This window comes from Pigmentiphaga sp. NML030171, assembly GCF_002188635.1.
In the GTDB taxonomy this organism is placed as follows: domain Bacteria; phylum Pseudomonadota; class Gammaproteobacteria; order Burkholderiales; family Burkholderiaceae_B; genus Pigmentiphaga; species Pigmentiphaga daeguensis.
Genome location: NZ_NINX01000015.1, coordinates 64,422 through 84,516, shown reverse-complemented (window position 1 = coordinate 84,516; position 20,095 = coordinate 64,422). Strand labels below are relative to the sequence as shown.

Below are 20,095 nucleotides of genomic sequence, written 5' to 3'. Positions count from 1 at the left end.
CGGCCATGGACGTTCTGTTATCCGATCTTCGCGCCCGCGTGCTGATGGCCCATGTGGGCCGCAAGTCGCTGTACATCCGCGGCGGCGGCACCAAGGGCTTCTACGGGCTGCCGGTGGACCACGATGCCGTGCTCGACCTGTCGCCCTACGCGGGTGTCATCGACTACCAGCCCAGCGAGCTGGTGCTGAGCGCCCGGGCGGGTACGCCCCTTGCTCAAGTCGAGGAAATGCTGGCGGAGCAGGGCCAGATGCTGGCCTTCGAGCCGCCGCATTTCTCGGCCGGCGCCACGCTGGGCGGCTGCATCGCGACGGCGCTGGCCGGACCACGCCGGGCCAGCGCCGGTTCGGTCGGCGATTTCGTGCTGGGCGTGCGCCTGCTGGATGCCCAGGGGCGCGTGCTGCGTTTCGGCGGCGAGGTCATGAAGAACGTGGCGGGTTATGACGTGTCCCGCCTCGTGGCCGGTTCGCTGGGTACGCTGGGCGCGATCCTGGAGGTGTCGCTGAAGGTGCTGCCCCGGCCCGCCTGCGAGACCACGCTGCGTTTTGAGATGGACGAGGCGACGGCGCTGCGCCGGATGAATGCCTGGGGCGGCCAGGCGTTGCCGGTCAGCGCCACGGCCTGGTGCGGCGGATGCCTGACCGTCCGGCTGTCGGGCGCCCAGGCCGCGATCGCGGCGGCACGCGCGGCGCTGGGCGGCGAGGCGTTGCCGGACGAAGAGGCCCAGGCATGGTGGCGGTCGCTGCGCGACCATACGCATCCCTTCCTGGCCGTGCGCTCGCTGTGGCGCCTGTCGCTGCCGTCGGTGACCCGGCCGCTGGGCCTGGGGCCCACGCTGATCGAATGGGGCGGCGCGCAGCGATGGCTGAGCGGGCCCGTGCCGGCGCAGCGCGTGCGCCAGGCGGCCGCGCTGGCGGGTGGGCATGCCACGTTGTTTCGCGCCGCATCGGTGGACGAGGCGCGGGCGTCGGGCGTGTTCCATCCGCTGTCGACGCCCGTGGCCGCCATCCATCGGCGCCTGAAGAACGAATTCGATCCGGAAGGGGTGTTCAATCCCGGCCGCATGTATCCCGACCTCTAGACACGAACCACCCATTCCATGCAGACACGGCTGACGGAGTCGATCAAGGACACCCCCGATGGCAGGCAGGCCGAGGCCATCCTGCGCAAGTGCGTGCATTGCGGATTCTGTACCGCGACCTGTCCCACTTACCAGGTACTGGGCGACGAACTGGACAGCCCGCGCGGCCGCATCTACCTGATCAAGCAGATGCTTGAGGGGGGCGAGGTCACGGCCAGCACCCAGTTGCACCTGGATCGCTGCCTGACCTGCCGCAATTGCGAGACGACCTGTCCGTCCGGCGTGGAATACGGGCAATTGATCGACATCGGCCGCAGGATGGTCGAGACGCGCGTGGAAAGGGCGCCCGGCGACCAGCTCAAGCGCGCGGTGCTGGGCAGGACGCTGGCTACGCCGGCCTTCGGGCTGGCCATGAGGCTGGGGCAGGCGCTGCGCCCCTTGCTGCCGTCCGCGCTGGCGGCCAAGGTGCCGCCGCGGCGGCCGGCGGGCCAGGTGCCGCGGCGCCGCCATGAGCGCCAGGTGCTGATGCTGGCGGGCTGCGTGCAGCCTTCCATGATGCCGGCCATCGACGCGGCCACCCTGCGCGTGCTCGATGCCGTGGGGATCTCGGCCTCGGTCGCGCCGGGTTCGGGCTGCTGCGGCGCGGCGCGCTTCCACCTGAACCAGCAGGCGGCGGCGCTGGCGCAGATGCGCGCCAATGTCGATGCCTGGTGGCCCGACATCGAAGCGGGCCGCATCGAGGCCATCGTGATGAATGCCTCGGGCTGCGGCGCCACCGTGCGCGAGTACGCGCACCACCTGCGCGACGATCCGGCCTATGCCGGCCGGGCGGCGCGGGTGTCGGGCATGGTGCGCGACATCGCCGAGGTGCTGGCGCCGCACGCGGGCGAGCTGGCTCCGCGGTTGGCCGGCCGGCTGGCCGCGCGGCCGGTCTTCCATCCGCCGTGCACGCTCCAGCATTGGCAGGGCCTGAGGCCGCTGGTCGAGCGCCTGCTGGCGGACCTGGGCTTCGCGCTCCAGCCGTTCTCGGAAAGCCACCTGTGCTGCGGATCGGCGGGAACCTACTCGGTGCTGCAGCCCGAGATCGCCGGTGAGCTGCGCGACCGCAAGCTCGCCGAGCTGGGCAGGGCCGGCCCCGATCTCATCCTGTCCGCGAACATCGGCTGCCTGGCGCATCTGCAGGCCGGCACGGACACCCCGGTCGTGCACTGGATAGAAGCGGTCGACGCCGCGCTGGCCGGCAAGCGCGTCAGCGGGTAGGAGACGCCCACATCAGCCGCAGTTCGTCCAGCAGCTTGACGGCCGGCTGGGGAAGAATGCCCTTGGTGCGGCGGAACACCATCAGCCGGCGTTGCAGGGCCGCGCCGGGAATGGGCAGGGTGTCGGCCAGCCCCGCGCCGCGCTCGGCCTCGAACATGGGGTGAGGCATCCAGCTCAGGAAGCCGGCGTGGGCCACCATGCTCTTGATGGCGATGATGGAGCGCGTCTCCACCACGATGTCGGGCGGGGGCAGGCCGCGCGAGGCGAACAGGTGCATGAGTTCGTCGAACGGCGCCGTGCCGCGCGGCGGCAGCACCCATTTGTGGCCTTGCGTGTCTTCCAGGCGCAGCCGGGCGCGCCTGCGCAGCGGATGCGTGGACGCGGCAATGATCTGGCTGGTGTCGTGCCATTCGCAGTCGGGGATCACGCAGATGTCCGCCGTGTCCGGCATCGACACGCCTATGGCGAGATCGATGTCGTGAGTCAGCAGCGCGTCGGTCAGCAGGTCGCCCACGCCCTCGAGCAGATGGACCTGCAGGTTCGGCCATTGGGCCAGCACGCGTCCGATGGCCATGGGCAGCACGAGGCTGACCGCGCTGGCCACCGCGCCGACGCGTATGGTGCCGCGCGAGAGGCCGCGCAGCGCGTCGATTTCCTCGGTGGCCTGTTCCGCTTCGCGCTGTAGCAGGGTGGCGTGGGGGAGCAGCGCCTGGCCGAAGCTGGTCAGCATCATGCCGGTCGCATAGCGCTCGAACAGCGGGGCGCCGATCTGTTCTTCCAGCCGGCGGATGGTGCGGCTCAGGGCGGGCTGGGTGATGTTCAGCCTTTGCGCCGCCCGGCCCAGCGTTCCGTGCTGGACCACGGCCAGGAAGGCGTTGAGTTGGCGTATGTCGAAAGTCATGCCAAAAGGTAATGACTTTTTCCTGAAAAAGCAATGTTCAGGCAAGGGTATGCTGGCCATACTCTCGGGATTCGCCGGGCTCAGGAAACGGACCCCGGCCCGCACACCATCACACCGCGGAGACGAGACCCATGACCACCGTCCGCGAAGCCGTGCTCGACCTGCTGCGCGCCTTCGACATGACCACCATCTTCGGCAACCCGGGATCCACCGAGCTGCCGCTCTTCCTGGACTTCCCCAGCGACTTCGACTACGTGCTGGGGCTGCACGAGGGCGTGGTGGTCGCCATGGCCGACGGCTACGCGCAGGCGCGCCGCAACGCCTCGTTCATCAACCTGCATTCGGCGGCCGGCGTGGGCAACGCCATGGGCACCATCTTCACCGCCTACAAGAACCGCACGCCGCTGGTCATCACCGCCGGCCAGCAGTCGCGCTCCATCCTGCCCTTCGATCCCTTCCTGCATTCGGCGCAGGCCACCGAGCTGCCCAAGCCCTACGTGAAGTGGAGCTGTGAGCCGGCGCGGGCCGAGGACGTTCCACTGGCGATCGCGCGCGGCTACTACATCGCCATGCAGCCGCCCTGCGGTCCGGTGCTGATCTCGGTGCCCGCGGACGACTGGTCGCGCGAGTGCGAGCCGGTCCAGGCGCGTCGCGTCGGCAAGCTGCTGCGGCCCGATCCCGACGTCATGGCCGAGATCGCCGGCGCGCTGGACGCTGCGCGGCGTCCGGCCTTCGTCATCGGCGCCTCCGTCGACCGCGACGGCGCCTGGGACGACGTGGTGCAACTGGCCGAGCGCCACAAGGCGGGCGTGTGGGTCGCGCCCATGTCGGGCCGTTGCGGCTTCCCCGAGGACCATCGCCAGTTCATGGGCTTCCTGCCCGCCATCCGCGAGAAGATCGTCTCGATGCTGGGTGGCTACGACTGCATCTTCGTGATCGGCGCGCCGGCCTTCACCTATCACGTCGAAGGCTTCGGGCCGCACCTGCCGCCCGGCGCGAAGCTGGTCCAGCTCACCGACGATCCGCAGGTCGCGGCCTGGGCGCCGGTGGGCACCGCGGCGGTGGGCAGCATCAGCCTGGGCGTGCGCGAACTGCTGGCGCGGGCTTCGCCGCCGGCGCGCGAACTGCCCGCCCCGCGGGCGCCGCTGCCGCGCGCCGAGCCGTCCTCGCCCATGTCGGTGGCCTACGTGCTGCAGACATTGGCCGAGGTGCGCGATCCCGCTTCCATCGTGGTCGAGGAGTCGCCCAGCGCGCGGCCGGTCATGCACAAGTACCTGCCCATGCTGCAAAGCGAGACCTTCTACACCATGTGCAGCGGCGGCCTGGGCTACAGCATGCCGGCCGCCGTGGGCGTCGCGCTGGCCAAGCCGCAAAGCAAGGTCATCGGTCTGATCGGAGACGGCTCCAGCATGTACTCCATCCAGGCGCTGTGGACCGCGGCGCAGCTCAAGCTGCCGATCACCTTCGTGATCCTGAACAACCGGCGCTATGCTGCCCTGACGGAGTTCGCCCCGACCTTCGGCTTCAAGCCCGAAGACCCGCTTGCCGGCACCGACCTGCCCGATCTCGACTTCGTGTCGCTGGCGCGCGGGCATGCCTGCCAGGGTATCCGGGTGTCGGACCCCGCCAAGCTGGCCGGTGTGCTGCGCGAAGCGCTGGCATCGCCGGTGCCCATCCTGGTGGACGTGGAAATCGCCTGATTCCGCCGTCACTATCCCCATTCTTCCAGAGCAGGAGACTGACATGAAAACCCTGACCATGCTGATCGACGGCCAATCCGCCGAGGCCTCCGGCAAGGCGACCTTCGAGCGCCGCAATCCGCTCGACGGCTCGGTCGCGACCCGGGCGCCGGCCGCCACCCCCGAGGACATGACCAAGGCGGTCGACGCCGCCGCGCGCGCGTTCACGAGCTGGCGCGAGACCGGCCCGGGCGAGCGCCGGGCGCTGCTGCTCAAGGCCGCCCAGGCGCTCGAAGCCAAGGCGCCGGCCTTCATCGAGGCGATGGCCGCCGAGACCGGGGCATCGGCCATGTGGGCCGGCTTCAACGTCCACCTGGCGGCGGGCATGCTGCAGGAGGCCGCCGCCCTGACCACCCAGATCAGCGGCGAGGTCATTCCGTCCGACGTGCCAGGCAGCCTGGCCATGGCCGTGCGCCAGGGCGCGGGCGTGGTGCTGGGCATCGCGCCGTGGAACGCGCCCGTGATCCTGGGCGTGCGATCGGTGGCCGTGCCGCTGGCCTGCGGCAACACGGTCGTGTTCAAGGGCTCCGAACTGTGCCCCGCCACGCACGGGCTGATCGTCGAGGCCTTGAACGAAGCGGGCTTTCCCGCGGGCGTGGTCAACTTCGTCACCAACGACCCGGCGGATGCCGGCGCGGTGGTCGAGGCCGCGGTCTCGCATCCCGCCGTGCGCCGGGTGAACTTCACCGGTTCGACGCGCGTGGGCAAGATCATCGCGCAGACCTGCGCCAAGTACCTCAAGCCGGTCGTGCTCGAGCTGGGCGGCAAGGCGCCGCTGGTGATCCTGGACGACGCCGACCTGGACGCGGCGGTCAACGCCGCCGCCTTCGGCGCCTTCGCCAACTCGGGCCAGATCTGCATGTCCACCGAGCGCATCATCGTCGACGAGAAGATCGCCGACGAATTCGTCGCGCGCTTCGGCGCCAAGGCCAAGTCGCTGCCGCTGCAGGATCCGCGCAAGGGGCCCGCGGTGCTGGGATCGGTGGTCGACATGGCTACCGTCGAACGCTGCAACGCCATGATCGACGACGCGCTGGCCAAGGGCGCGGTGCTGGTGTGCGGCGGCAAGGCCGAAAACACGCTCATGCCCGCCACCATCCTGGACCGCGTCACGCCCGACATGCGCATCTACGGCGAGGAATCCTTCGGGCCGGTCAAGGCGGTAGTGCGGGTTGATGGCGTCGAGGCCGCCATCAACAGCGCCAACGACACCGAGTACGGCCTGTCCTCGGCCGTGTTCGGGCGCGACGTGGCGCGTGCCATGCAAGTGGCCAAGCGCATCGAGTCGGGCATCTGCCACGTCAACGGCCCCACGGTGCACGACGAGGCGCAGATGCCGTTCGGCGGTGTCAAGGCCAGCGGCATCGGCCGCTTCGGCGGCAACGCCGGCATCCACGAGTTCACCGAACTGCGCTGGATCACCGTGCAGACCACGCCGCGCCACTACCCGTTCTGATCGCTCCGCTCGCGCCCGTCGCGGCCGGGCGCGGACGCGGGCATCCGTGTTCGTTCATGACAAAACAGGAGACAGACATGAACCGTCAAGCAGGCAAAGCGGCCCTCGCGGCCAGGTGGAGCGCGCTCGCGCTGGGATGCGCGGTCGCCTTCGGCGCCGTGGCGCAAGCCTATCCGACCAAGCCCGTGAAGGTCGTGGTCAACTTCCCGCCGGGCGGCGCCGCCGACCAGATCGCGCGCGCCATCACCGGTCCCCTGCAAGAGGCGCTGGGCCAGCCCGTGGTGGTCGAGAACAAGGGCGGGGCGGGCGGCAACATCGGCGGCGAGGCGGTCGCCCGTTCGGCGCCCGACGGCTACACCCTGCTGATGAGTTCCGGCGGCATGGTGTCAGTCAACCCCTACATCTATCCCAAGATGTCCTTCGACCCGATCAAGGACCTCGCGCCCGTGGCCGCGGCCGCCAAGGTCAAGGTGTTCCTGGTGGTCAAGCCGGGCAAGCTGCCCACCGACGTCAAGTCGTTCATCGGCTACCTGAAGGCCAATCCCGGCAAGCTGACCTACGGCACGCCGGGCAATGGCAGCTCGCCCCACCTGGCCGCGGAGATGTTCCAGAGCCAGGCCGGCGTGAGCGCCGTCCATGTCCCGTACCGTGGCGCCGCGCCCGCGCTGGTGGACCTGCTGGCCGGTCAGATCGACTTCGCCTTCGACCCGGGCATTGCCATGCAGCACGTGCAGTCGGGCAAGCTCAACATGCTGGCCGTGGGCAGCCTGACGCGCTCGCCCATGTTCCCCAACGTGCCCACGCTGGACGAGGCGGGCCTGAAGGGCTTCGATGCCGACACCGTGTTCGGCTTCTACGCGCCCGCCGGCACGCCCAAGGACATCGTCACCAAGCTCAATACCGAGATCAACAAGATCGTGAGCACGCCCGCCTTCCGCGAGCGCCTGGTGGCCCTGGGCGGCGACCCCGCGCCCATGACGCCCGAGCAGTTCCACGAGCGTGCCGAGTACGACGCCAAGCGTTTCGGCGCCATCATCCGGGACCGCAAGATCGTCGGCGATTGATCCCGCCGTGACGGGTCAGGCGTACAGGCGTTCCCGCACTTCCACCGGCTGGATGCGCGGGACGCGCACGCCCAGGCTTGCGTTCAGCTCGCGCAAGCCGCCCAGCAGCCGGGCGGCGATGTCCTGCGAGAGTTGATAGCCTGTGACCGAGTCGCCGGTGATCTGCGCATCGGCGGCATACACCGTGCTGAGTATGTGCCGCGCCCCAAGCGCGTTCAGCACGGGCCGCAGGGCATAGTCCACGGCCAGCAGGTGGGCCGGCGAGCCTCCCGTGGCCAGCGGCAGGACGACCTTGCCCTGTAGCGCGGTCTGGGGAAGCAGGTCCAGGAAGGTCTTCAGTATTCCACTGTAGGCCGCCTTGTAGATGGGCGTGGCGATGATCACGGCATCGACCGGCGCCAGGGACCGGAGCGCGGCGGCAATATGGGCGTCGGTGGTGTCGGCCGACAGCAAGGCCTGGGCGGGCAGGTCGCGCACGTTCAGCGAGCGGGTGGCATAGCCCGCCTGTTCCAGGTGCGCGTCCAGGGTCTGGGCCAGCAGGGTCGAGCGCGAGACGGCCGAGGGGCTGCCGGTAATGGTCAGTATCGAGTGCATGGCGGGCTGCCGAATGTCGAGGCTGTCACCATAAGCCAGCCATCCGCGGAACCCAACCAAGAAATTCGCATTTGCTCAGAAGCTCGGCGTACAAGCGGCTCGTTCACATCTGCTCACGAACCGAACCATCCGCTTGCGACCCCCGGCTTGTGTACGCCCGGCGGCGCTCATATCTTCCGGTTATTGGCTTATGCGGAAACCGCCGATGGATCTCGTCGTCGCCACCCGCGACGGGCTGTACTGCCCGCCCGGGCGCTTCCATATCGATCCGTGGCGCCCCGTCGAACGGGCGGTGATCACCCATGCCCACGCCGACCATGCCCGCGCGGGGCACGGCGCCTACCTGGCCGCCGCGGCGGGCGAACAGGTGCTGCGCATCCGCCTGGGCGACATCCCGCTGCAGACGCTGGACTATGGGCAGGCGGTGGAGATGAACGGGGTCAGGGTTTCCCTGCATCCGGCCGGCCACGTGCTGGGCTCGGCCCAGGTGCGCATCGAGTATCGCGGCGAGGTCTGGGTGGCATCGGGCGACTACAAGCTCGAGGCCGATCCCACCTGCGCACCCTTCGAGCCGGTGCGCTGCCATGTCTTCATCACCGAATCGACCTTCGGCCTGCCCATCTATCGCTGGCCTGGCCGCGAGGCGCTGTTCAGCGAGGTCGACGACTGGTGGCGGCGGAACGCCGACGCGGGACGCGCCTCGGTGCTGTTCTGCTACGCCTTCGGCAAGGCGCAGCGCGTCCTGGCCAGCGTGGACCCGGCCATCGGGCCGGTCATCGCGCATGGCGCCGTGGCCGTGCTCAATGACGCGTATCGCCGCAGCGGCGTCGACTTGCCCGCCGCGCCGCGCGTGACCGACGTTGCCGACCGGTCCATGCTGCGGCGGGCGTTGGTGCTGGCGCCGCCTTCGGCCCAGGGCTCGCCCTGGCTCCGGCGCTTCGGGGATCATTCCGACGGCTATGCCAGCGGCTGGATGCGGGTGCGGGGCAACCAGCGACGCAAGGGCGTGGACCGCGGCTTCGTGCTGTCCGACCATGCCGACTGGCCGGCCTTGCAGCGCGCCATCGAGGCCACCGGGGCGCAGCGGGTCTTCGTGACCCATGGCAGCGCGCACGCCATGGTGCGCTGGCTGCGCGAGCGCGGCCTGGATGCCGAGACCTTCGCCACCGAGTACGGCGACGAAGAGGATGGCGACGAAGAGGATGGCGACATCGGCGATCCGGCGACACCGGCGGACGACGCATGAAAGCCTTCGTCGATCTTTATGCCGCGCTCGACGCCACGACCTCCAGCCTGGGCAAGCGGGCGGCCATGCTCGACTACCTGCGCCATGCGCCGCCGGCCGATGCCGCCTGGGCGGTGTATTTCCTGGCCGGCGGCAAACCGCGACAACTGGTGCCCGCGAAGCTGCTGAAGGAATATGCGCGCGAGGCCGCCGGCGTTCCCGAGTGGCTGTTCGAGGAAAGCTACCAGGCCGTGGGAGACCTGGCCGAGACCATCGCCTTGTTGCTGCCCGACACGCCGCACGCTGACGATGCCAGCCTGGCCGCCTGGATGGAGCACAGCCTGTTGCCGCTGCGCGGCATGGACCCCGGACCCTTGAAGCCCCGCTTGCTGGAGGCCTGGAGCCGGCTCGACACGCGTGGCCGGCTGGTCTTCACCAAGCTCATCACCGGCAGCTTCCGCGTGGGGGTGTCGCGGCTGCTGGTGACGCGCGTGCTGGCCGAGCTGGCCGGCGTGGACGCGAAGGAGATCGCGCAGCGCATGGTGGGCTATACCGACCTGAACGCATTGCCCTCGGCCCAGGGCTATCTGGCGCTGATCGCGGCCGAGGCGCCTGCCGGCCGCCAGGAAAGCGGGATGCCGTATCCGTTCTTCCTCGCCCATCCCTTGCAGGCGGATATCGCCGACTTCGAGCGGCTGCTGGGCCCGCCCGCCGATTGGCTGGTGGAATGGAAATGGGACGGCATCCGGGCGCAACTGGTGCGACGCGCGGGCGGAGCCTGGCTGTGGTCGCGCGGCGAGGAACTGGTCAGCGACCGTTTTCCCGAGCTGCTCCAGGCCGCGGCGGCCTTGCCCGAAGGGACCGTCCTGGACGGCGAGATCGTGGTCCACAAGGAGGGCAGGGTGCAGCCCTTCGCGCAATTGCAGCAGCGGATCGGCCGCAAGACCCTGACCCCGCGCATCCTGCGCGACATACCCGTGGCGTTGCTGGCCTACGACCTGCTGGAGCTGGAGGGCCAGGACTGGCGCGCCCGGCCCCAGCGCGAGCGCCGCGCCGCATTGGACGCATTGCTGGCCGACGCCGGAAGTGCCGGGTTGCTGCCCAGTCCGCTGCTGCTGGAGAGCTCCTGGGAAGACTACGCCCGGCTGCGCGAGAGCTCGCGCGAGCGCGGCGTGGAAGGCATGATGCTCAAGCAGGCCGGCGGCAGCTACGGCGTGGGGCGCAGCAAGGACGTGGGGCTGTGGTGGAAATGGAAGGTGGATCCCTATTCGGTGGACGCCGTGCTGATCTACGCCCAGAAGGGGCATGGCCGCCGCGCCAGCCTCTACACCGACTACACCTTCGCCGTCTGGGACGCGCCTCCGGGAACGCCCGGACGCGGCCTGGTCCCGTTCGCCAAGGCCTATTCGGGCCTGACCGACGACGAGATCCGCCAGGTGGATGCCATCGTGCGCAAGACCACGCAGGAGACCTTCGGCCCGGTCCGCAGCGTACTGCCGACCCTGGTGTTCGAACTGGGATTTGAAGGGATCGCGCGCAGCACGCGCCACAAGAGCGGCATCGCGGTGCGCTTTCCGCGCATGTTGCGCTGGCGGCAGGACAAGCCGGTGGAAGAGGCCGACACGCTGGAAACGCTGTCGGCCTTGTTGCCCGCGACGTCGGCCGAGCCGTGACGCCTCATTTCCGGACGCCATGAATCTCTTCCTAAAAATTCGTTGACCGGACGGAGCGTCGCGCATAACCTAGCCGTGATTCGCACATATTGTCCATATTGCGAACAATCAACCGAGGGTGCCGGCATGCATCCCCGCAGATGCTCCGGCTCCTTCCATCGGCCAGAGGAAGCGTTCATGATGATGATGAAGAGAATGGCGGCGGGCGCGGCGGCTGTCCTTGCTCTTGCGGCGGGCACGGCATCGGCGCAGGGGTTCCCCGTCAAGCCGGTGCGAATCGTCGCGCCCTATGTTCCGGGTGGAACGGTCGATGCCCTGTCGCGCGCGCTTGCCGCGCAGTTGTCCGAGGAGTTCGGGCAGCAGGTGGTGGTCGAGAACCGGGCGGGAGCCTCCGGCAACATCGGCGCGGAATATGTCGCCGGCGCCGAGCCCGATGGCCATGTGCTGCTGCTGACGGCCAGCACGGTCATCGTCAACCCGCTCGTGATGAAAGAGAAGCAGCGCTTCGATCTGCACAAGGACTTCACGCCTATCGGCATGGTGGCCAGCACACCCCTGGTCTTCGTCGTGTCGCCGCAAAGCGGCATCGCCACGGTCGGCGATTTCATCAAAGAGGCCAAGGCGCATCCGGACAAGATCAACTTTGGCGTGGGGGGCTTCGGTTCCGGCGGCCACCTGGCCATGGAAACCTTCAACGTCCGGGCGGGCACGTCGATCCCGATGGTGATCTACAAGGGGTCCGCCCCCGCGCTGACGGACATCGTGGGCGGCCAGTTGAGCGCGATCATGGATCCCGTGCTGACTACCTTGCCCTTCGTCAGTACCGGCCGCCTGAAGGCCATCGCCGTCACGGGCGAGCGCCGCAGCGCGCTGTTGCCTTCGGTGCCCACCCTGGGCGAGGCTGGCGTGCCCGACATGGACTTCGTCTCGTGGTACGGCATGTGGGGCCCCGCCGGCATGCCCGAAGCCGTGTCCAGGCGTATCCAGGCTGGCTTGACGAAGGTGCTGGGATCGCCGCAATTCAAGGCCTGGCTGGACAAGCAGGGGATGGTTGCCGGCACGGTCACGGGCAAGCAGTTCGGCGACTATGTCCGGCAGGAAAGCAAGAAGTACGCGCAGGCTGTCGCGGATGCGAAGATCGAACCCAAGTGATCGGGACGGGGGAACAACGGTGGCTGGACGCAAGAAGACTTTCCACGGCGTGACCGTCGGCATCCTGATGGTCAAGACCGGGTTTTGCCGCCTGCCGGGCGATGTCGGCCATGCGGGTACCTGGGACTTCCCCGTGCAGTACCGCATCGTCGAAGGCGCGACGCCGGACAAGATGATGGCGCTGGAATCCTCGGGGTTGCTGGACGACTTCAAGGCCGCGGCGCGGGACCTGGTCGCCGGCGGCGTCGACGGCATCGCCACGACTTGCGGTTTCCTGGCCTTGTACCAGCGGGAACTGGCGGCGGCCTGCGGCGTGCCCGTGGCCTCCAGCAGCCTGCTCCAGGTTCCGCTGGCGCAGCGCCTGATCGCGCCGGACAAGCGGGTGGGGATACTGACCTTCAGCAAGGAGAGCCTGCATGCCTCGCACCTGGAGGCGGTGGGCGTGGATGCCGGCACGCCCGTCGAGGGCATGCCGGCCGACTCGGTATTCGTCACCGCCATCAAGTCGGGCGATGTCGTGCCGCGCCACGAGACGATGCGTGTCGAGGTGCTCCAGGCCGCCGAGCGGCTGCTGGACCGCCATCCGGACGTCGGCGCCATCGTGTCCGAGTGCGCCAACATGACGCCGTTCAGCGCCGACATCGCGGAGCGCTTCGGCATTCCGGTGTTCGACGGCGTATCGCTGATCAACTGGTTCCAGGCGGGACTGCGGCCGCGCCGTTACCCGGCGGCCTGACGGCCGCGCGGCGTCAGCCGTGCTGGAGCGCGGACGAGACGTTCTCGCACGCTCGGTACAGGTGCTGTGCCAGCGACGAGCCCGTGTCCAGGCAGTCATTCAGGTCCAGTCCGGAGACGACGATGGCGCCGAGCGCCGCCGGGCTCCGTCCGTGGAAGGGGCAGGCGAGCGAGGCCAGCCCGCGCTTGTACTGGCCCACGGTGGCGCAGAATCCCCCTGCCTGGCGGATTTTCCGCAGCGCGGGGCGGACCTTGTCGAAACGGGCCTGGCCCAGCGTGGCCAGGCACAGGTCGTCGGCATACGTGGACAGGATGGCTTTGCCGCTGGCGCAATCGTCGATGGGGAACTGGTTGCCGATATCGATGATGACGTTCATCGGCGTGCGCGGCGTCCAGATGCGTTCGACGATGATGACCCGGTCGCGCGCCGGCACCGAGATCGACACCAGCGCGGAACGGCCGTGCAGGACTTTCTCCTGCAGTTCGACCGCGTAGGGCAGCGCGGCGCGCCGCACGTTGAGCCGGCTGGCGTGCGCCGTGGCGAACAGCAGGCACTCGGGGCCCAAGGCATAGGCGCCGTCGTCGGCCGTGACCATGTCCCAGTGCACGAGTGTCTTGAGCAGGCGATGGACGGTGGTCCGTTCTATGCCCGTGCGGCGCGACAGGTCCAGCGCCGTGGCGCCCTGGGGCGTGCTGGCCAGTTCGCGCAGCACCATGAAGGCGCGGTCTATGGATTGCACCCGTCCGGTGCTGTCGGCATCCGGCTGGCGGTGTTCTGGCGTCGTCTGCAAGGCTAGGGCCTGTTCACGCTAAAGGGAGTTCAGTCTTGGCGGGCGGCGGCGATCGCGTCCTGGACCTTCCGGGTCAACACTTTACCGTAATGGGAGCGCGGCAGGGCGTCCATGAACACCGTGCGCTTGGGGCGCTTGTGCGCGGACAGGCGTTCCCGGCAGAACGCCGCCAGCTCGTCGTGGCTGGGGCGGGAGCCGGGCCGCGCGACGATGGCGGCGGCGACGATTTCTCCCCACTCGGGGTCCGCGATGCCGACGACCGCGGCTTCGAGCACCGAAGGATGGCTGCACAGCACCTGCTCCACCTCGGCCGGCTGCACCGATTTACCGCCCGTGCGGATGATGGCCTTGGCTCGTCCCTGTATGCGCAATCGGCCCCGGGCGTCGAGACAGCCCAGGTCGCCGGTGTGGAACCATGCGCCGTCCAGCACGGCAGCCGTCAGCTCCGGCTGGTTCCAATAGCCTTGCATGACGTGGCCGCCGCGTATCAGCACTTCGCCGACCGTGCCCGCGGGCAGGACGGTACGGCCGTCGCCGATGGCGATTTCGGCGCGGTCGGTCGTGGGGCCGACCAGTCCCAGCGTGCCGGCCGGATCGGCCAGCAGTTCGGAGGCGGCGGACGGCGGCCGATAGCAGGTCCACGGTGCTTCGGTCAGCCCATAGATGACGGAAAAAACGGGACCGAAGGCGGCCACTGCCTGCTCGAACAGTTCCGGCGGCATGGCGGCGGCGCCGATTTCGATGCAGGCCAGCGAGCCGAGATCGACGTGCACGTCGGGCAGCACCCTGAGGATGCGGACCAGGTGCGTGGGGACCAGCGATGTGCAGGTCGGCCGGTATCGCGCCGCCAGCTCGAGAAAGCGCCGGGGCTCGAAATGGCCGCCGAGGATGAGCGTGCCGCCTTGCAGCAGATGGGCCAGCAGCGATATCGCCGCGATCGGCCAGAGCGGCCGCATGTTCAGCATCCGGTCGCCCGTCCATGGCCGGCGCGCCGCCACGATGTTGTGAAGGGCCGCTGCATAGCTGCCGTGCGTATGCACGACGGCCTTGGGCATGCCCGTGGTGCCGCCCGTGTAGTTCAGCGCCGCGATCCGGTCCGGTTCGCATGGGACAGGTGGATGCAGGCCGGTCGTGGCCGCCCCGGCTTCGCCCGCCAGGCTGTCGAGCGGACGGGCATCGATGCCGCAGTCCTGCAGGCCCGGTCGCAGCGCCTGCACCCGGTCGGCGTGCGACGGGCAGTACAGCAGCACCTTCGCGCCGGAGTCGTGCAACTGGGCGAGGTGTTCGGCCGGGTCGAGGGCAGGGTCCAGCGATACCCGGACGCGGCCCGCGCTCATCACGCCATAGTCGGCGAACAGGAAAGCCGGCGTGGCGTCTCCCAGCAGCGCGACGCGGTCGCCCGGCCGGGTGTCGAACGCCGCGAGCAGCCGGTGCGAGAAGGCGAACACTTCGCCCACCAGTTCGGGAAAGCCGTAGCTTCGGCCGCTGTCCGCGTCGATCAGGGCGCAGCGGTCGGGCCAGGCCCGGCGGGCTTGTTCGAGAAGCGCGGGGATGCTCATGGCGGGCGATGAAGGGCGATATGTTCATAATAAACACAAGTTGTGCTCTATACAAACTCTTCCTAAAATCGTCCAGGATGTGCCTTGCAACCGGGGCACGGCGGAGCAATCGATGAGCATCGAATTCGAAGGCATGGGCGATGGCGTGTTCGTCGTCACGCTGAATCGTCCCGAGCGGCTGAATGCGCTGGACGCCGCGCACAAGCAGGCGCTGGCGGACATATGGCGGCAGGCCGAGGCGCGTGACGAGGTCCGGGCCGTGGTGATGCGGGGGGCAGGCCCCCGGGCATTCTCGGCCGGCTCCGATTTCAAGGCGATGAAAGAGACCGGCGGCACCGTCGGCACCGACATCCTGGCCAACGCGATTCCGTCCGTGGGCGTGGAACTCACCAAGCCCGTGGTCGCCGCCCTGCATGGCTATGTCATCGGTTTTGGCCTGACGCTGGCCATCCATTGCGATCTGCGCATCGCCGGCCCGGACGCGCGCCTGTCCTTCCCCGAAGTCGAACACGGCATGCTATCCGGCATCAGCGACATCACGTTGCCCGGCCTGGTGGGCGAAGCGGCCGCGCTCGAGATCATGCTGACCGGCCGGGCCTACTCGGCCGAAGAAGCGCAGGCCATCCGCCTGGTGAACCGGGTCGCCGCCGATCCCTATGCCGAAGCCTTGGCGCTGGCGCGCAAGCTGGCAGGCAATTCCTTCCATGCCAATCGCCTGACCAAGCGGTTGGTGCTGGCCGAGCGCCGCGCCACCATCGCCCGGCATATGCAAGAGGTCGCCCAGGCCCGCCTGGACATCGCCGCGTCCAGCCGCCATGCATCCGTCCTCAATGCCGCCGGCGCGCAACCCCGAGCCCGCCTGGACTGAGCGGTGCAGGCGAGCGAAGCGGCGGCGCCCTCGGCCGGACCCGACTGGTATCTGCGCGCCATGGCCCGGCCGGCCGAATCATGCTGGGTCATGGCCGATGGCGCGCGCCTGCACTATCTGGCCTGGGGGCTCGAGCACACCCACAAGCCCGGCCTGTTGTTCGTGCATGGCTACCGCGCGCACGCCCGCTACTGGGATTTCATCGCCCCGTACTTCGCCGACGCCTTCCGGGTCGTGTCCATGGACTTGTCGGGCATGGGCGACAGCGGCCACCGTGCCGCCTACACCGCGCAGGGCTTCGCGGCCGACATCGGCGCCGTGATCGAGCATGCGGCGCTGGGGCCGGCGGTCGTGGTGGGGCATAGCTTCGGCGGCGCACGCGCCCTGCGCGCCGCCGCGGATTTTCCCGACCGGATCCGGCACGTCGTGGCGGTGGACAGCATCTGCCGCCTGGCCGACAGTCCACCCAGCCACGCCGCGCCGCCCAGGCGTCCCCGGCTCGAACCGTATCCGGACTTCGCCAGCGCGCGCGCCCGGTACCGGCTGACGCCGCCGCAACCCTGCGACAACGCGTTCCTGGTCGATCACGTCGCCCGCCATGCGCTCAGGCGGCAGCAGGGCGGCTGGCTGTGGAAATTCGATCCCCACCTGCCGCCGGGCCCGCACGAGGGAGACATGTCGGAACTGCTCGCCGGCCTGGAGATTCCCGTGGACTACGTGCGGGGGGAATTCAGCAGTGTCATCCGGCAGGAGGACGCCGAGCGCATCGTGGCGCATCTGCGGCATGGGCGTGGGCCCGTGGTCGTGCCACAGGCCCACCATTACCTGATGCTGGACCAGCCGATGGCGTTGATTGCCGTCCTGCGCGCGCTTTTTCAGGGCGGCAGGACGGCGGGTACTACTCGACCGCCTTGACCATGTCCTCGACGACCTTCTTCGCGTCGCCGAACACCATCATGGTCTTGTCGAGATAGAACAGCTCGTTGTCCAGGCCCGCGTAGCCCGCCGCCATCGACCGCTTGTTGACGATGATGGTGCGTGCCTTGTAGGCCTCGAGGATGGGCATGCCCGCGATGGGAGACTTGGGATCGTTCTTCGCGGCGGGGTTCACCACGTCGTTCGCGCCCAGCACCAGCACCACGTCGACCTGGCCGAACTCGGAGTTGATGTCCTCCATTTCGAACACCTGGTCATACGGCACTTCGGCTTCCGCCAGCAGCACGTTCATGTGCCCCGGCATGCGGCCGGCCACCGGATGGATCGCGTACTTCACGTTCACGCCCTTCTCGGTCAGCTTGGTGGTGAGTTCCTTCAGCGCATGCTGTGCGCGCGCCACGGCCAGGCCGTAGCCCGGCACGATCACCACGGTCTCGGCGTTGGTCAGCATGAAGGAGGCATCGTCGGGGCTGCCCGACTTGACGCTGCGCTGCTGCTGTTCGCCCGCCGCGCCGGCCGCCGAGGCGTCGCCGCCGAAGCCGCCCAGGATCACGTTGAAGAACGACCGGTTCATCGCCTTGCACATGATGTAGGACAGGATCGCGCCCGACGAGCCCACCAGCGAGCCGGCGATGATCAGCATGGGGTTGTTGAGCGAGAAGCCGATGCCGGCCGCCGCCCACCCGGAGTAGCTGTTCAGCATCGACACCACGACGGGCATGTCGGCGCCGCCGATGGGGATGATGATGAGCACGCCCAGCACGAAGGCGATGGCCGTCATGATGACGAACGGGGTCCACTCCTGGGTGACCGCGAACCAGATGCCGCATCCGACCATGACGACGGCCAGCAGCAGGTTCAGCATGTGCTGGCCGGCGAACACCACCGGCGCGCCACGGAACACGCGCAGTTTGTAGCGCCCCGACAGCTTGCCGAAGGCGATGACCGATCCGGAGAAGGTGATCGCGCCCACGAAGGTGCCGATGAACAGCTCGATGCGGTTGCCGGTGGGAATGGGGATGCCCGGATCGGCAATGCCGAAGGCATGCGGCTCGGCCACCGCCGCGATGGCGATGAACACCGCGGCCAGGCCGATCATGCTGTGCATGAAGGCCACGAGCTCGGGCATCTTGGTCATTTCCACGCGCTTGGCCATGATGGTGCCGGCGGTGCCGCCGACCAGCAGGCCCAGCACGACCCAGCCCAGGCCGGCCAGCGGCTCGGCGGCGAGCTTGCCGATCAGCGCGGCGGTGGTCAGCACGGCGATGGCCATGCCGACCATGCCGAAGGTATTGCCCATGCGCGAGGTCGTGGGGTGCGACAGGCCCTTGAGCGCCTGGATGAAGCACACCGAGGCGACCAGGTAGAGCAGGGTGACGACGTTGAGCGATAGCATCAGCGGGCCTCCTGCTTGGCGGCCTCGGCCGGCGCGGCCTTGGGCTTCTTGCGGAACATCTCGAGCATGCGCCGCGTGACCAGGAAGCCGCCGAACACGTTGACCGCGGCCAGCGCGACGGCCAGCACGCCCATGGCCTTGCCCAGGCCGGTGTCGGTCAGCGCCGCGGCCAGCATGGCGCCGACGATGATGATGGCGGAGATGGCGTTGGTGACGGCCATCAGCGGGGTGTGCAGGGCGGGAGTGACGTTCCAGACCACGTGGTAGCCCACGTAGATGGCCAGCACGAAGATGATGAGGTTGATGATGGTGTGGTCGATGAGTTCCATTACTTGTTCCTCAGCACGCGGTTGGCATCGCACACCATGCAGGCGGCAACGATCTCGTCTTCGCGCTGGATGGCGGGGGCGCCATCCTTGGCGACCACCAGCTTCAGGAAGTCCAGCAGGTTGCGGGCGTACAGGGCGGACGCGTCGGTGGCCACCTGCGCGGCGAGGTTGGTGTAGCCGACGATCTTCACGCCGTGCGCCTCGACCACCTGGTCGGGCCGGGACAGCGGGCAGTTGCCGCCGCGTTCCACCGCCAGGTCGACGATGACCGAGCCCGGCTTCATGCCGGCCACGGTTTCCTCGCTGACGAGCACGGGCGCGGGGCGGCCCGGGATCAGCGCGGTCGTGATGACGATGTCGGCCTGCTTGCAGCGTTCGGCCACCAGCGCCGCCTGGCGCGCCATCCATGCCGCCGGCATGGGCCGGGCGTAGCCGCCCACGCCCTGGGCGATCTCGCGTTCCTCGTCGGTCTCGTAGGGCACGTCGATGAACTTGGCGCCCAGCGATTCGATCTGTTCCTTGGCGGCGGGCCGCACGTCCGAGGCCTCGACCACCGCGCCCAGCCGCTTGGCGGTGGCGATGGCCTGCAGTCCCGCCACGCCGGCGCCCAGCACGACGACGCGCGCGGCCTTGACGGTGCCGGCGGCGGTCATCAGCATGGGCATGAAGCGGCCGTAGTGGTCGGCCGCGACGATGACCGCCTTGTAGCCCGCGATGTTGGCCTGCGAGGACAGCACGTCCAGGCTTTGCGCGCGCGTGATGCGCGGCGCGGCCTCGAGCGAGAAGCCGGTCACGCCGGTGGCGGCGAGTTTCTCCAGGCCTTCGGCGTCAAAGGGGTTCAGCATGCCCAGCAGGATCTGGCCCGCGCGCAGTTGCGCCAGCTCGGACTCCTGCGGCGCCTGGACTTTCAGCACCAGTTCGGCCTGCGCGTAGACCTGCGCGGCATCGGGCACCAGCGTGGCGCCCGCGGCGGCATAGGCTTCGTCGGGGAAGCTGGCCAGCCGTCCGGCGCCGGCCTGCACCAGTACCTGGTTGCCGCCTGCCGACATTTTCTTCACGGTTTCCGGCGTTGCGGCAACACGTGTCTCCCCCGGCCGGATTTCAGTCGGGACCCCAATCTTCATGAGATTCTCCTCGTTGCGTTGTGGCGGTCGAACGCAAGGGCGTTGCCGTCTTGCGCGGCCTGTTGCGATTCCCCTCGCGTCGCCCGGAGCATCCTAGCATGCCCGGTCAAATCGGCCGCGCCGGGCAGGGCCGGCAGCACCGGCCGGCGGCTGTCCCCAGGTTGACGGGTTGTATGATAACCGGGCAATATGTGTGCTTTGAACCTTCCCCGGT

General features: G+C 68.9%; 18 protein-coding genes. 11 read left to right on the top strand and 7 right to left on the bottom strand.

The features are described from left to right. The first annotated feature begins 5 nt into the window (after positions 1-5). Entirely contained in the window at positions 6-1,079 is a 1,074-nt protein-coding gene (glcE, locus tag CDO46_RS02910) for a glycolate oxidase subunit GlcE (RefSeq protein WP_087837066.1), read from the top strand. A gap of 18 nt (positions 1,080-1,097) precedes the next feature. Then, complete coding sequence (glcF, locus tag CDO46_RS02905; protein WP_087837065.1) at positions 1,098-2,339, top strand: glycolate oxidase subunit GlcF; 1,242 nt, start codon at positions 1,098-1,100, stop codon at positions 2,337-2,339. Here glcF and CDO46_RS02900 read toward each other — a convergent pair. After that, a complete protein-coding gene (locus CDO46_RS02900; RefSeq protein WP_176400646.1) occupies positions 2,329-3,240 on the bottom strand; it encodes a LysR family transcriptional regulator in 912 nt (303 codons plus the stop codon). The two genes, glcF and CDO46_RS02900, sit on opposite strands and share 11 nt — an antisense overlap. 131 nt (positions 3,241-3,371) lie before the next feature. On the opposite strand from CDO46_RS02900, the gene mdlC reads away from it, so the two are divergent. From mdlC to CDO46_RS02885, 3 genes are all read left to right on the top strand, one after another. Beyond that, positions 3,372-4,940 carry a benzoylformate decarboxylase gene (gene mdlC, locus CDO46_RS02895; protein ID WP_087837063.1) on the top strand — a complete coding sequence of 523 codons (1,569 nt, stop codon included), beginning with the start codon at positions 3,372-3,374 and terminating at the stop codon, positions 4,938-4,940. A 43-nt stretch (positions 4,941-4,983) separates the two neighbouring features. Next, on the top strand, positions 4,984-6,435 hold the full coding sequence (locus CDO46_RS02890; RefSeq protein WP_087837062.1) for an aldehyde dehydrogenase: 1,452 nt from the start codon (positions 4,984-4,986) through the stop codon (positions 6,433-6,435). A gap of 77 nt (positions 6,436-6,512) precedes the next feature. Next, positions 6,513-7,499, top strand: coding sequence for a tripartite tricarboxylate transporter substrate binding protein (locus CDO46_RS02885; RefSeq protein WP_087837061.1), 987 nt, complete (start codon positions 6,513-6,515; stop codon positions 7,497-7,499). A gap of 15 nt (positions 7,500-7,514) precedes the next feature. Here CDO46_RS02885 and ssuE read toward each other — a convergent pair whose 3' ends face one another. Further along, on the bottom strand, positions 7,515-8,093 hold the full coding sequence (gene ssuE / locus CDO46_RS02880; RefSeq protein ID WP_087837060.1) for an NADPH-dependent FMN reductase: 579 nt from the start codon (positions 8,091-8,093) through the stop codon (positions 7,515-7,517). A 205-nt stretch (positions 8,094-8,298) separates the two neighbouring features. Here ssuE and CDO46_RS02875 point away from each other — a divergent pair, with 205 nt between their 5' ends. The 4 genes from CDO46_RS02875 (at position 8,299) to CDO46_RS02860 (ending at position 12,879) form a co-directional block, all read left to right on the top strand. After that, positions 8,299-9,339 (top strand): ligase-associated DNA damage response exonuclease, encoded by a 1,041-nt coding sequence (locus CDO46_RS02875; RefSeq protein WP_087837059.1) that lies wholly within the window; start codon positions 8,299-8,301, stop codon positions 9,337-9,339. Continuing rightward, positions 9,336-10,991 (top strand): ATP-dependent DNA ligase, encoded by a 1,656-nt coding sequence (locus CDO46_RS02870; protein WP_087837058.1) that lies wholly within the window; start codon positions 9,336-9,338, stop codon positions 10,989-10,991. Before CDO46_RS02875 ends, CDO46_RS02870 begins: the two co-directional genes overlap by 4 nt. A 177-nt stretch (positions 10,992-11,168) precedes the next feature. Next, positions 11,169-12,143, top strand: coding sequence for a tripartite tricarboxylate transporter substrate binding protein (locus CDO46_RS02865; RefSeq protein ID WP_165963049.1), 975 nt, complete (start codon positions 11,169-11,171; stop codon positions 12,141-12,143). Between the two features lie 19 nt (positions 12,144-12,162). After that, the gene (locus CDO46_RS02860; RefSeq protein ID WP_207958588.1) at positions 12,163-12,879 is read left to right on the top strand and encodes an aspartate/glutamate racemase family protein; all 717 of its coding nucleotides are present in this window, start codon (positions 12,163-12,165) and stop codon (positions 12,877-12,879) included. Positions 12,880-12,892: 13 nt separating this feature from the next. Here the strand turns inward: CDO46_RS02860 and CDO46_RS02855 are convergent, their stop codons facing one another. Further along, positions 12,893-13,669, bottom strand: a complete 777-nt coding sequence (locus tag CDO46_RS02855) for an IclR family transcriptional regulator (RefSeq protein ID WP_217896294.1) — start codon at positions 13,667-13,669, stop codon at positions 12,893-12,895. 29 nt (positions 13,670-13,698) lie between these two features. Beyond that, positions 13,699-15,228, bottom strand: coding sequence for a class I adenylate-forming enzyme family protein (locus CDO46_RS02850; protein WP_087837055.1), 1,530 nt, complete (start codon positions 15,226-15,228; stop codon positions 13,699-13,701). Positions 15,229-15,340: 112 nt separating this feature from the next. Between CDO46_RS02850 and CDO46_RS02845 the strand changes: the two genes are divergently transcribed. Next, positions 15,341-16,096 (top strand): enoyl-CoA hydratase/isomerase family protein, encoded by a 756-nt coding sequence (locus CDO46_RS02845; RefSeq protein WP_087837054.1) that lies wholly within the window; start codon positions 15,341-15,343, stop codon positions 16,094-16,096. Positions 16,097-16,099: 3 nt separating this feature from the next. Continuing rightward, on the top strand, positions 16,100-17,011 hold the full coding sequence (locus tag CDO46_RS02840) for an alpha/beta fold hydrolase (protein ID WP_207958590.1): 912 nt from the start codon (positions 16,100-16,102) through the stop codon (positions 17,009-17,011). On the opposite strand, the gene CDO46_RS02835 is transcribed toward CDO46_RS02840, so the two are convergent. From CDO46_RS02835 to CDO46_RS02825, 3 genes are read right to left on the bottom strand one after another with little or no spacing between them, the layout of a single operon-like run. Further along, positions 16,995-18,428 carry an NAD(P)(+) transhydrogenase (Re/Si-specific) subunit beta gene (locus CDO46_RS02835; RefSeq protein WP_087837053.1) on the bottom strand — a complete coding sequence of 478 codons (1,434 nt, stop codon included), beginning with the start codon at positions 18,426-18,428 and terminating at the stop codon, positions 16,995-16,997. The genes CDO46_RS02840 and CDO46_RS02835 overlap by 17 nt on opposite strands. Continuing rightward, entirely contained in the window at positions 18,428-18,757 is a 330-nt protein-coding gene (locus CDO46_RS02830) for an NAD(P) transhydrogenase subunit alpha (protein ID WP_087837052.1), read from the bottom strand. The genes CDO46_RS02835 and CDO46_RS02830 overlap by 1 nt, the downstream gene beginning before the upstream one ends. Beyond that, positions 18,757-19,881, bottom strand: a complete 1,125-nt coding sequence (locus CDO46_RS02825) for a Re/Si-specific NAD(P)(+) transhydrogenase subunit alpha (protein ID WP_087837051.1) — start codon at positions 19,879-19,881, stop codon at positions 18,757-18,759. Before CDO46_RS02825 ends, CDO46_RS02830 begins: the two co-directional genes overlap by 1 nt. Positions 19,882-20,095 lie beyond the last annotated feature (214 nt).